Origin of the sequence: Neptuniibacter marinus (assembly GCF_001597725.1) — a bacterium.
In the GTDB taxonomy this organism is placed as follows: Bacteria; Pseudomonadota; Gammaproteobacteria; order Pseudomonadales; family Balneatricaceae; genus Neptuniibacter; species Neptuniibacter marinus.
Window position 1 is genome coordinate 1 of record NZ_LUTR01000023.1, and the last position, 13162, is coordinate 13162.

Annotated in this window: 13 protein-coding genes; 4 read left to right on the forward strand and 9 right to left on the reverse strand. The window is 42.5% G+C overall.

The window, feature by feature from the left end; genetic code table 11:
- Positions 1-69: 69 nt before the first annotated feature.
- From A3774_RS13330 to A3774_RS13355, 6 genes are all read right to left on the reverse strand, one after another.
- The gene (locus A3774_RS13330) at positions 70-480 is read right to left on the reverse strand and encodes a rhodanese-like domain-containing protein (RefSeq protein ID WP_067868481.1); all 411 of its coding nucleotides are present in this window, start codon (positions 478-480) and stop codon (positions 70-72) included.
- Positions 481-520: 40 nt separating this feature from the next.
- The gene (locus A3774_RS13335; protein WP_067868486.1) at positions 521-1615 is read right to left on the reverse strand and encodes an enoyl-CoA hydratase/isomerase family protein; all 1095 of its coding nucleotides are present in this window, start codon (positions 1613-1615) and stop codon (positions 521-523) included.
- A gap of 321 nt (positions 1616-1936) precedes the next feature.
- A complete protein-coding gene (locus A3774_RS13340; RefSeq protein WP_082792442.1) occupies positions 1937-4138 on the reverse strand; it encodes a 4Fe-4S binding protein in 2202 nt (733 codons plus the stop codon).
- Positions 4139-4306: 168 nt separating this feature from the next.
- Positions 4307-5134 carry a metallophosphoesterase family protein gene (locus A3774_RS13345; RefSeq protein ID WP_067868490.1) on the reverse strand — a complete coding sequence of 276 codons (828 nt, stop codon included), beginning with the start codon at positions 5132-5134 and terminating at the stop codon, positions 4307-4309.
- Positions 5135-5153: 19 nt separating this feature from the next.
- Positions 5154-6533: a sodium:solute symporter family transporter gene (locus A3774_RS13350; protein WP_067868493.1), complete on the reverse strand. Its 1380-nt coding sequence runs from the start codon at positions 6531-6533 to the stop codon at positions 5154-5156.
- 91 nt (positions 6534-6624) lie between these two features.
- A complete protein-coding gene (locus tag A3774_RS13355; protein WP_067868497.1) occupies positions 6625-7419 on the reverse strand; it encodes a glutathione S-transferase family protein in 795 nt (264 codons plus the stop codon).
- Positions 7420-7569: 150 nt separating this feature from the next.
- On the opposite strand from A3774_RS13355, the gene A3774_RS13360 reads away from it, so the two are divergent.
- Positions 7570-8481, forward strand: coding sequence for a LysR family transcriptional regulator (locus A3774_RS13360; RefSeq protein WP_067868501.1), 912 nt, complete (start codon positions 7570-7572; stop codon positions 8479-8481).
- A 41-nt stretch (positions 8482-8522) separates the two neighbouring features.
- Here A3774_RS13360 and A3774_RS13365 read toward each other — a convergent pair whose 3' ends face one another.
- Positions 8523-9137: a DUF2799 domain-containing protein gene (locus A3774_RS13365; RefSeq protein ID WP_067868505.1), complete on the reverse strand. Its 615-nt coding sequence runs from the start codon at positions 9135-9137 to the stop codon at positions 8523-8525.
- Positions 9138-9205: 68 nt separating this feature from the next.
- Complete coding sequence (locus A3774_RS13370; protein WP_067868508.1) at positions 9206-9769, reverse strand: hypothetical protein; 564 nt, start codon at positions 9767-9769, stop codon at positions 9206-9208.
- 137 nt (positions 9770-9906) lie between these two features.
- Here A3774_RS13370 and A3774_RS13375 point away from each other — a divergent pair, with 137 nt between their 5' ends.
- From A3774_RS13375 to A3774_RS13380, 3 genes are all read left to right on the forward strand, one after another.
- The gene (locus tag A3774_RS13375) at positions 9907-10524 is read left to right on the forward strand and encodes a cation transporter (protein ID WP_067868510.1); all 618 of its coding nucleotides are present in this window, start codon (positions 9907-9909) and stop codon (positions 10522-10524) included.
- Positions 10525-10728: 204 nt separating this feature from the next.
- Positions 10729-10851, forward strand: a complete 123-nt coding sequence (locus A3774_RS17200) for a hypothetical protein (RefSeq protein ID WP_269454620.1) — start codon at positions 10729-10731, stop codon at positions 10849-10851.
- A 243-nt stretch (positions 10852-11094) separates the two neighbouring features.
- Positions 11095-12072 carry an ABC transporter substrate-binding protein gene (locus tag A3774_RS13380; RefSeq protein WP_067868513.1) on the forward strand — a complete coding sequence of 326 codons (978 nt, stop codon included), beginning with the start codon at positions 11095-11097 and terminating at the stop codon, positions 12070-12072.
- Between the two features lie 93 nt (positions 12073-12165).
- Here the strand turns inward: A3774_RS13380 and znuA are convergent, their stop codons facing one another.
- Complete coding sequence (gene znuA / locus A3774_RS13385) at positions 12166-13101, reverse strand: zinc ABC transporter substrate-binding protein ZnuA (protein ID WP_067868516.1); 936 nt, start codon at positions 13099-13101, stop codon at positions 12166-12168.
- Positions 13102-13162: the final 61 nt, after the last annotated feature.

The window sequence follows — 13162 nt, forward strand, 5'->3', positions numbered from 1 at the left end:
AGATTCGACACCTTTATCAAAACGGGTAACTCTCTCTTTTTCAAGATGATGTGTCAGATCTAGTCTGAGCTAATTCACTTTAGTTATAAATTCGGCAGTCTGACCCTTCCCCTTTTTCCACCCTGCGTAACCGCCGTGGATATGTAGCACATCCGTCAATCCCATCTCTATAATCGCCTTTCCAGCCAATGCAGAGCGTAAACCCCCACCACAAAAGAGGACAAAGGTCAGTTCTTGCTGAAATATTTCTTTAGCATAAGGACTTTCCGGATCAACCCAAAACTCCAACATACCCCTTGGGCAATGATAAGCCCCAGGAATAACCCCTTCACGTTCTAATTCACGAATATCGCGAAGATCAACAAACTGCACACCCTCCTTCCCATACAGAGCGATCGCTTCAGATACCGAAATCTCTCGCACCACTTGGTTTGCCTCTTTAACCAACTGGTAAATCCCTTTTTTAATTACCGATCCCATTGATGATTCCCTTAATTATTATATTTTTTGTTTGATGCGACTACATCTCAGCCAATGGATTTTTCTGCCAAGGCGAGAGGAAAAACTTATCCACATAAGTGTTATCCACATCCGCTAACGTTTTAAAGCGCCACTGAGGGTCAGCATCTTTATCCACAAGCAAAGCACGAACCCCTTCAGGAAACTCCTTATGCTGGCAGCATTGCACCGATAAGATAAGCTCTGCACAAAACACCTCTTTCAAGGACATATGCTTAGTCACTTCGAGCTGCTTCTTTATTAAATTAATCGCCAACGGGCTGCCATGATGAATGGCCTTTTGGGCTCGCTTTATCCATTTATCATCACTTTCAACACTTAATAAACTATCGACAAAACCCGCCACAGAATCATGGTCAGTAATCTGTTGAATAAAATCATAATGGTGCCTTACCGGTGACTCTGAACTAAAACAGGCTTGAGATTCTTGCTCTAAACTACGCAACACTCGATTAACAGCAGCATTAGCATCACCCCATAACTCTGCCTGAAGGCGCTCTAACATAAGCTCCCGCAACTCTGTCGCCACAAACCGGTCAGCTAATCCCAAAAACAGGGCATCCGCGGCATTCATGGGGTTTCCGGTTAAACCTAAAAAGAGCCCCGTTCGGCCCGGCATATGATTTAGGAACCAACTCCCTCCAACATCAGGATAAAGACCAATGGTTACTTCAGGCATAGCTAAATGGGAAGTTTCAGTCACTATACGATGGCTACAACCATTCATAAGTCCCATACCCCCACCCATTACAATACCGCTGCCCCAGCAGATAATAGGCTTGCTATAGGTATGTATAGTGTAATCAAGGGTATATTCACGGGTAAAAAAAGCTTTAGGATACTTGGCATTAGAGTCTTCACTAATCGCTTTATAAATACTGACAACATCACCACCAGCACAAAAAGCCTTAGAACCTGCGCTATCTAAAATAACAGCGACAACTCTGTCGTCGTCTTGCCACTGATCGAGCTTAGGCTGGATCAGGTCGATCATATCCAGTGTTAGAGCATTTAAAGAGCGTTCCGCATTTAAACAGATCTCAACTATTCGCTTACCATCTTGGGTAGGATATTCGTTAAACAACACACAACTCATTCAAACATTCCTATCGTTAAAAATTATAGGCGGAACAATCAATCAGAATCGCCTTAACTTATTTCGATCTCTATTACTGTAAAAGTTTATATATTAATTAAACCATTAGACCGTAAACAGATTGCCTAGAATAAAAGCTAAATCCAATAGGAAATTAGCCTTATACCAGCCTTAAAAGGGAAACTTAAGGTTCATCAGCAAATATAGAACAGTCGATATTGTCCTATGCTCACCGAAATTGTAGGGAGAGTTTAAATATTAAAACGGATAGAGCGTAGAGAGGTCTATCTCTACACTCTGCCGATGCATAGGTCGCAGGAATTAACTAGATGCAATTATATTATCGTTATCTTGGCGCGTTTTGAGTTTACGCCCTTTTCTCTTTTCAACAATCAGCGGTACACAAAGATCATCACTCTCGTAGATCTCAACGCAATCTAAACATTGAAAGCACTCATCGTAATCAATCTTGCCTGTTTGCTCGATCGACTGATATTCACAGCGGTGTTTACAAAGCTGACATGGCTGGCCACACTCATTACGACGTGGAAGCCAGTTGAATATTCTCAGCTTACCAAAAATAGCTAAACCTGCACCTAAGGGGCAGATATAACGGCAGTAACCTTTGTAGACAAACAAACTTAGCACTAACAGCACTAAGGCCCAAAGAACAAATGGCCATGACCGGTCAAAGATTAATGTAATACTCGTTTTAAAGGGCTCAATCTCAACCACACTACCTGTTAGGGGAATAGAAACAACAGCCACAACCAATATGCCCGCAAGAACAATATATTTAATCCACTTCAAGCGTGAATCTAACAGAGGTGATACTTTGATTTGTGGTAGTTTAAGAAAGGCCAATAGCTTACCGATCAACTCTTGTAATGCACCAAAAGGACATAACCAACCACAGAAAGTACCACGCCCCCAGACAAAGAAAGTGATACCAATATAGGCCCAAAGTAATACCGTCATCGGGTCATATAGGAAGAACTCTAAACTTCGTCCTGCGACTAAAGCCTGTAATACACCCGTGATATTAACAATCGACAGCTGCCCTTGGGCATACCAACCAATAAATACTAAGGTAAACAGTAAATATAAAGGACGGAACCAACGTAAGCGGTGCTTAGACCCTGTCAGTATACGGTGCTTCACTAACACAACGGTTAAGATCAACAAGCCGGTAAGTAGAATTATTATATCCGTCTTACGACCGGCCCATAAGCTATGCCATGTTTTGTTATCACTCTCCGCAGCAAGAATATATTGCTCAGGAATAGGTAATTTAAAATCGAGCCCTTCGGTCACACTTTCAGGGTATAACCAACCTTTTTGCCGTACGACATTCAGCTTAAATTCGGCAGGATACGCCGGATCAAGGCCCGCTTGACCGATAACATGAAAGAGCTTCCATTCGTAACCCTCCAGCTCCTCAGGCAGATTAAGCTTATACTCAAGATCAAAAAGATTTAAACGATCATCTAGGTCAAAGTCACGCATCTCTATGGGCAACTCAGCTTGGTGCAAACTGATACGCTCAGGCACTTTACCGCGCACAAAATTTTCTCCGGTAAATGAATATCGGCCCTGACTTAGAATAAGTAGCAACTGATCATTATTGGCGACATTCTCTTTTACATAGTCCCATGCGGTAGGTAGTAATAGGTTTCGACCAACCGTCGGTATGGTCAAATTTGCAGCATAAATCTCAACAAAGGTTTCATCCGGTGCCTCAAGCCCTTCAGGGTCTTCGCCTTCCCCAATTGTTCCCACAAACCGCGCTTCCACCTCTTTATTGCTGAAGGCGTATTTAACAATCAGCCCCTCATCTAGCAATTCCTGCCAAGACATCGACTCAAATAAATCAGGTTTAATACGTGCAATAAGGTCAGGATCACGTCCTTTGGCATAACCTAATTTCTCACGGGCCACCTTTAACGAAGAAGCAAGCAAAGATTGGTTGAAAATACGAACTGAAGCGGTGGCTTTAGTCACGCCATCAATATAAACATTGGCGCTATTGTTAGCGCCGCCCAAACCCGGTTTCGCATCAATCTTGATGTTTTGCATCAACGAAACATCTTTGTACTGTTTAGAAAAGTCGATCAATGGTTTTTCGCCAAGTCCCTCTAAAAAGACTGGTTCATGATGGGATAAAACGCGAACATCTATAAAACGACCATCAGGATCAATAGCAACCAATAGATTAAAAGGGATACCGGCAAAACCTGGGATTGCTGCAAGATCAATCGATTCAAAGGCGTAACCAACAAGCGGGGTGTCTGTAGATATTTGCTGATAAAGCGGCCAAATAGGTAAGGCCTCATCTTTATCACCAACCACATAGGGAGAAGGGAATGCTTTCTCCATCGCTGCCTTATCCATCACCCCTGCTTGAGCAAGGTTACAAAAGATAAGGAAGGCGAAGCCAAGGAGAGTCATTAACGTTTTTAAGGAGGATAGGAGTATCCGCAAACGTTCAAAGAAAGAAAACAGAACCGCAGTAATATAGTTCATCGCAACAACAACTTCTTATTATATTATGTCTCCATATTAGCCACTACTAATCAACAATAAAAATATCTTTTATGATTGTTCAATAACACCTTTAGTGCAACGCCTTTAGTGCAACGCCTAAAGAAGGTGAAAATTTTCTTGAACTAACAACGATGCGTAATCTAAGCGTTAAATACTGCGTGTTTGCAGATGAAGTTTCACGCCGGTCTGTGCAGATTCCGGCGCTGGCAATATATCCACACTCGGCCAAAGGCCCGTCACTAAAGCTTTAGCATAAGCCTGAGACAGGGACGCTTGTTTCATGCTTTCTGCGGCACCGCTGGCATCATAGGCCAAACGATGCCAACTCACCTCTATTTGATCATCGACCGGTTGCAGTAGCATATACCAACCATCCGTTGTGCCATCATTAGCCGGCATCCCAATCACGCCCGCATTTAACCAATAACCATCCGTTAACTCAGCCCCAAAAGGCAAACCACAATGGCCTCCAATAAGCAGATCGCTACCCGCTAAGTTTAGCTGTTTATTTTTAACAACCTTATCTCCACTAGCAAAGACAAACTCATTTATCCGCTCATAGCTACCATGGATAACCGTAGCAGTCCGACCATTCAAGCTAAATCGAATCTCTCGCGGCAAAGCTGCCATCCAGTGCTTATCATCTTGAGACAAGCGCTGATTGCTGAAGTTATACCATTCAACCGCCAATAGGGAGCATGCACTCCCTTGATCAAAACCACATCCACAATCGGGGGCATTTTGAGCTAAAGACTCTTCACAATTTCCCATCACGACAGGAATACCCCAATCACGAATCAATTGAACAGTGGCTTCAGGCTCGGCGCAATAAGCCACCAAATCACCGGTACAAATAACCTGCTTCGCTGAAATACCAAGACGGGACGCTTCAGCTTGCATCGCGCGAGTTGCCGCTAAATTGCTATACGGTCCACCAAAAATCAGCACAGGGCCAGACAACTTACCAAGATCCATAATCGCTCTTCTATTCCTATTAATGATTAGCAAGAGGTTGTAGTTGTTTTTGGCTTGCGCCACCGATCATAAAAAGAGCGCATCCGCCAACCATCACAGCGATACAGATCCACAAAAGTTTAGTGTATTTATGCACCTCACCTAATAACATGGTGTAAGAGGAGGACTCAGTGAAATACAGGAGTGAACCACTGATAGCCAAGAAGAAACTGCCGATATAACTCCACACAGGGATATCACGCCGATTCCCCCAGAGACTAAAGAAGATAACAGGTACAAGGTACATTGAGGCCGTTCCGCTAACGGCAACAGCGCTGAAGATATCTTTATTCCCAACAAACACTAATAACAAACCCAGTAACATAAAGATGGCCATAACCATCCGCCCATTTCTAAGGCTTACAGACATAAGGCGCATATCAAGCACAATCATTTTTGCCGAGCTAGTCAAAGTACTGTCTAGCGTAGACATGGCAGAGATAACCAGAGATGCGCTAAATAGGAACATAGGGAATTCACCCAATAGTCGGCTCAAAACCTGATTCATATCTTCGCCTTCCAAACCATTAGCGCCAGCGATTACACCTAAAGAACCAAACGCAAGAATACTAACACTACTGATCCAGCCCGCATGCAGAAAACTACGTTTTGTCGTCTCTCTATCGGCAAGAAAACCTCGATCCATCATAACGGGGTCATGCATTGGATAGCTCCAGACCTGTAGCAATGCCACCAGCAGCAAAATTGGCCCAGGCTGACTAATATCGAACGGTTTAAATGTCAGCAGCTCAGTCGTAAAGTGGCCTCCACTAATCACGATGCCTAGCAAAATACTAAGCACGACTAAAAACACCCACATCTGCATAACATCAGTACGTAGCGAAGCGTATAAACCGCCAAGCACTGAATAAAGGAGCGTTACGGCGGCTAACCCTATAACGGCTAAAGTGTATGACTGAGAACCTGCCGCACCAAATAAAATGCCAATGACTAATAAATTGGCAAAGACCTCACTGACCAACCGTATCCCCACCACAAAGTTATAACAGCGTCCGCCCCAAGCACCGAAACGATCACTTAAAAACCCTTGTACGCTGTCATAGCCTTGCTCAAAACGGAGATGGTCAATAATCCGGCCACCAGTAAGAAAAGAAAGATAGTAGGCTGCGTAGGCTAAAGCCCCCCAAATACCGTAATAGAACCCCAAAATAGCAGCATTGAGTAAAGAGCGAGCAAATATCCAAGTGGTCACTTGCGAGAAGGTTAAAGCAAGCAGTGTAGGCGCTCTACCATCTGCCGATTCACCTCTAAAAAAACCACCTTCTTGAGTCGCTTTTCTAGACAGGAAAATAGATACCAGCGCCAAGCCAGACACTAGAAAGATTAACCACATGCTCATTTAACGCCCCACCAATTATCAGTCACTATGGCTCTGACACTTAAGGTGAAGCACAGTTCCAACCGAGCAAAATAATTAATCTCGGTATCTATCAGCGATGGGCTGCAAGATGTGCACTAATAATCTTCCATGCGGGCTGACCTTTCGCTAATAGATCCGCCTCAATCTCAGGAGAGAAATCAGCAATAACTGACGTCAGGTAGGAATCTCGCCCTCGGCAACGCTCAAACCAAGCAGCGACCCGAGGACAATCTTTATACATATCGCTCCAACCAAACTGATAAATCGTTTGAAAATAAGGCGCTAAACACACATCAGCAAGACTAAAGTTATCACTTACTATCCATTGATGTTCAGATAAAGCAGCCTCCATATCGAGAATAGTTTTACGATAAAGATTAATCCCATCAATCACATCTGGCGCATCAAGACCATATTGAACTAAACGTTTTTGTCGTTCTCGGCGAGGCTTTTCAGGTATTTTCTCCAACAACTCATCACGCTCACTCTGACTTTTTTCCATTAAGGCAGGACGCATGACTATAGGCCATTGGAGCGCACCACATGAAGGATGAAGCTTAGTATCCACATGCTTCATCCAAAGACGCATTTGAGCAACCTGATAAGAGGAGGATGGCTTTAAGCTGTGGGCAGAAAAAGTATCATCTAAATATTCACAAATGATGCTGGATTCAATTATGGGACGCCCCTTATCAACAAGCGTTGGTACAACACCGAGAGGGTTTAGTGCCAAATATACTGGCCGCAAGTTCTCTTTTTGGGACAGCTCAACGGTGTGTTTAGTCCAATCTAATCCCTTTTCTGCTAAGACAATACGAACTTTCTGAGCGCATGGAGACATTGGGTGGGTATATAGCTCAAGCATGACAGTACCTTTCTCATTAGATGGAATAAGTTGGGTTCACCTAAAACCCAGAATTATTGTTAGATCTCAGTTTATCCCTAGGGCTTATTTTTGATAAATATCAAAACTGTCATAGAATATGTGAATATAATTCAACAATAGGAGTCATACTTGGCTAAGTGGACTGAGATGCAGGTTTTTGTCGAATCAGTTAGGCAGGGCAGTTTTTCCGCTGCTGGTCGGCAATTAGATCTATCACCTTCAGCAGTCAGCAAGCTTTTAACAAGGCTAGAAACCCGCTTGGGCGTCCGACTTCTCAACCGTACTACCCGCATGTTAAGCCTGACAGAAGGGGGCCAGATATACTTCAACCACTGCGTTGATATTTTGGCAGAAATAGACGATGTAGAAGACGCGTTAACAGGCTTAGTACAGGAACCAGCGGGAACACTTCGCATCAACAGTACCCACGGGTTTGCAAAACATCAGCTTTTGCCAATAATGCCGATGTTTCAAGCACGCTACCCTAAGATAAAATTGGAGTTCCAGCTTAGCGGCCAAGCGGTCGACCTTATTGCAGAAGGGGTTGATCTAGCGATCCGGTTAGGAGAGCTAAAAGACACCAACTTAGTTGCTCGGAAACTAGGAGAGAGTGAACGCTTAGTCTGTGCAAGCCCACACTATATTGACTCCAAAGGCATACCACAAAAACCCTCTGACCTTTTAGAACACAACTGTTTACGCCTATCCACTAACGAGATATTTAATCACTGGCAGTTTACCAGCCATCAATCAGGTGAAACTAAGGTGGAAACCTTCAATGTAACAGGCAGTTTTGTAACCGATAATGTCGATGGTTTACATGAATATGCCCTGCTAGGCGGAGGCATTGCACGGCTATCCAGTTTTATGATTAATAAAGATATAGAGGCGGGTCGTCTTATCCCTTTATTGACGAATTATGGCATTCCCCAGCAAAAAATTAATGCCGTGTACCCCCATCGCAAACACCTATCGGCTAAAGTGCGAGTCTTTTTGGATTACCTAACTGAACAGTTCGCTGCCAAGCCTCCTTGGAGCTAAGATTCTCACTTAGAGAAAGACCGTATGAAATCTAAGTTGGGTTAGTCCATATATTCAAGCTTTGACCTTTCTTGCAAGAGCTGATGCTCTAAATGCTGCAACTGGTAATACGAAGTCCGCTGCTCACGCTCAAACGCTCTTAACTTAAATAAAAGATCCTCTCGCTCTGCACTTGAAAGTCCACGACTGATTAAACGTTTCTCTGTCCGTTGAGCTTGTAATTCCACTTCATGAAGCTCTTTTTCTTGTCGCTCAAGCTCTTTTTCTAATTCTCGAACCTGCTGCTCTTGTTGATAAACCTGACGACCACTCTGGTAGGTTTCTAAAAAAGCAGGTTCTAAATCTTCAGGGCAAACATAATGATACTTAGCGCCACTTCGCCCCAATCTATAGCCGTTATCTTGATGGCAATAACGCTTCAAGCCCTCTTCACGCCCCATCAAATAAGGCTTAACATCAAAAGCAATTGTATATTCTGCACATGCCTCTTGGTGATTAGAAAGGAAGGTCTCTGAACGGCCCTGTAAGCCGTCACTATAACCTATGCCATACCAATCACCGGTTACACACTCCTCTTCACTTAAACTTGCGCAGCCTGATAACAGAGCAACTAAGGAAATTAAAACAACACTTTTACTCGATCTCTTTGCTTCCACTAAGCGAGACTCCTATCCACCTATAAAACTCAGCATAGCTCTGTAAAGCTGAATACAAAGAGAATGAATCAACGAATAATTAGATCAGGCAACCAACGTTGATTTCTATCAATTTCATCCCGCTCGCCTATACCTATCGGAGGGGTATTAAGGTCATCAGGAGGGGAAGCCAAGACATTAAGATCGATGGCTTGTGCTTCACCTCGAATTGATTCGCCATCAATTCTCATATCATAGTAAATACCATTCCAAAAGTTGGCGCCGAAGTCTTTCTTCTTTTTAAACATAAACAACAGATCATGAGACAACCAACTCATATCCCCAGAGGATACCTTATGAGGCTGCTGATATGGATAAGCAAGATGACACCACAACTCAGGGCCCTCAAGGCACTTCATCTCCTTCATAGAAAGAAAAAAATCCTTAAATTTGTCATGATTCATATGTAACTTGTATCGACTATGCTCTCCTTCCGGAGAAAAAGTGATATCGCCAACCAAAACCTCTTGGCCTTTTTTATCCACAAGCAAAACCTGCTTTTTGCCAATTAAAGCATCCGCAAAACTATTAAATGAGATACATGTAAGCAATAAGGTCATTAATATAGGTTGTAATCTATAGAGCCCAGCCATAATTTTTTCTCACAAAAACAAACGGTGTAATTAAGTGTAGGAGGATATAAAACATCCACCATGCTACTTGGGTACAATATCCGTCTATAATGGATCTAAAAAGGATTCGCTAAACATCTTAAAACTGCGGTGTATATATGGGCTCATGCTGTAACAACAATAACCACTTCGATGGAGCATCAACAGAATATAAACGCGCCTTATGGTGGGTTATCGCAATTAATGCCCTCATGTTTTTTATTGAAATGGGCGCTAGTATCCAAGCTAACTCACAAGCATTGCAAGCGGATGCCTTAGACTTTTTAGGCGACACAGCAACTTATTCTCTATCTTTGCTCGTCATTGGAAAATCTTTACAGGTCCGTAATCGGGCCGCTTTATTTAAAGCTACCAGCTTGATGATTATGGGCATAGGGGTATTCGGCATAACACTTTATAAAGTGATATATATGCAAACCCCCAAAGCAGTAACTATGGGATCTGTTGGCGCACTCGCTTTCACTGCCAACTTAATTAGTGTCATGATCCTACTGCGTTTTAGAAATGGGGATGCCAACGTTCGCTCCGTTTGGTTGTGCAGCCGTAACGATGCTATTGGTAATATTGCAGTTATGGTCGCAGCACTTGGCGTTTGGCAAAGCGCTTCCGCATGGCCAGACCTTATTGTTGCTTCAATTATGGCAGGATTATTTAGCTGGTCGGCCATACAGATTTTTCAGCAAGTCAGTAAGAGTAATGCAACAGCCGAGCCTTAATTAAACAGCATACAACTCGTTTTTAACACTCTATAAAAACTGCCACTTTAGACACAAAAATAATCTATACGTCATAATTGACATGACAAATATAGGATTCCCCTATATAAACACAACAAAAAACCCCGAATAACAAAGGGTTATATAACTGGCACTATCTCTGCTTAGTCCTAGTAACTTATTAACATATCTAGGAGCTTAGCCATGAGCCATGTTGAAGAAAATGTTGAAGTCATCGGAATCGCTCCATCAGTTTTGATGGTTCTCGGAGGCTTAGTTGTTGCGATTTTACCTGCCATAGTGCAAATAGTATTACTCGCTAACTAACCCCAAGTAGCTTGCAAACAGCGCCCACATGTAAGAAAAAAAGATCAATCAGATACTGTCCCTCAACAGTATCTGATCTTTTCCTAATCGGCCTCGCACTTAATACGCATTATTTATACAAGAAAGAGAAAGTTCTCCTATAATCCATAAAGCAAAAGCTTTATTCGTGCTTTAGCCACGCTCTATAAGATTAACTGGCACAGCACTCAACCACTCATCTATTTTTCAGATAATAGAGACACCATGGATGGAACTTTGAAAATTAGCCTGCCCCTTTGTATCGCTGTGTTAGCCCTTTTTAGTTCGATTATTCACGGGGGGCAACACTTGAGCCCACTTCCTAAAATAAAGATCGCAGTATCAACAACCCCCCTTTCCGCACCTGTATATATTGCAAAAGTTAAAGGTTATTTTATTAATGCAGGTCTTGATGTTTCTATCTTAGAAATCGATGGTGGGGATCAATGTTTTACAGCATTACAAACAGGAAAAGCTGACATGGCCACTGTATCTAACTCTGTGATCATGTTTAATAGCTTTAAGCACTCAAACTTTGAAGTAATTTCTAGCTTCGCAAAATCAGATAACGACTTAAAAATCGTTTCTTTTAAACAAAAGAATATTCGTACAGCCCATGATTTAAGAGGAAGAACTGTCGGCCTTGTAAAAGGCAGTGCAAGCGAATATTTCTTTCATCTTTGGCTAAGCGAGTCAGAAATAGATATTGCGGAGGTAGATGTAAAATCTTATTTTGCCAACGAACTACCCACTGTACTTGAGCAAGGTAAAGTTGATGCGATTTCGGTATGGGAACCTTTTGCCTACCAAATAAACAAGTCTAATAATGATATAGAGATCATGAACACTAAAGGACTCTACAACTTATCCTTTAACCTTATTGGCTTGCGAGACAACCCTTTGCTCACATCCACGCAAACCTTAGGCAATCAAAAACAGACCAAACAAAAAATCACAGAAGCATTGAATAAAGCAGTCCGCTTTATCGCTATTAATCCAGAAAGATCACAACTGATTCTGCGCCGTCACTTAAAGCTTAGTCAGCACTTTATCGACTGGGTCTGGCAAGACTATACCTTTAAGCTATTATTGAATGAGCCTTTGCTCAGCTCGGTAAAGAATCAAGCTCAATGGGCGATTGATAGAGAATTAGTTCCACAAGAAAATACGCCCGATTTCAGTAAAATCATCCTCTTAGACTAGTCATAAGCGATACAACGAGAGAGCGGGAGAAAGCAAATACCGCTACCACAGCTCAAGAACGATGTGATAACGGTATTTATTCAAAGATTGGCCTTATTTCAAACAGCTTTCGATACTATTCGCAAGGTCTTTAAGGTAGCCAGCATACCCCTGAGAAAGCGACATATCAGTAGCCAATGGATCCAAACGTCCTAAATTAACAGGCAGGTCGGCAACAATTCGCTCTACAATAGGTGCTTCGAACTGAGGCTCAACAAATACACAACGAACAGCTGGCTCGTTTAATATTTTTTCAATTCTTGCTAGTTTTTTAGCGCCCGGTGATCGAGCTGGATCAACTGTAAAAAACGCTCTCTGATTTAGCCCATAGTGTTCAACAAAAAGAGAAAACGCATCGTGAAAAACAACAAAACCACTCTTTTGGTAAGGCGCCAACTGCTGCTGAATCTGCTTATCCGCTTGCAATAGATCACGCTTAAAGGCTTGATAGTTCTGTTCTAATTTCTCCGACAATTCCGGCGACTGCTGTTGCAACATATCTTTAATCTGCTCAGCGGCCTCCAACATATAAATAGGATCCATCCAGATATGCGGGTCAACGTCACCATGATGGTGATGTTCGTCGTGCTCTTCATGTTCGTCGTGTTCGTTGTGCTCTTCGTGTTCCTTATGGGACGCAGCTTGGTGTTCATGTTCATGATGATCACCATCATCCTCTTCAGTTTTTAAGAGCTGAAGAACAGGTCGATCGGAGCGCAACAGCGTCTTTTCCAGAAATTGTTCCATTTCTGGCCCTACCCATATAACAAGATCTGCCTTTTGCAGTGTACGAATATCAGATGGCTTTAAGGAATAATGATGAGGCGAAGCGCCCGGTGGAATTAGTAGATCAACCTCCCCTAAATCTGCCACAATAGCATGCGCAACTAACTGAAGTGGTTTTACACTCGCCACCAACTGCAAACGCTCTTGGGCAATTAGCATTGGAGATAATAAAAAGATGGCTGTAACAAAGGCTAGCTTTTTCATTGATATAATACATCTCAGATAATTTTCAGTTATAATATAACATAAAACAATAAATGATAAC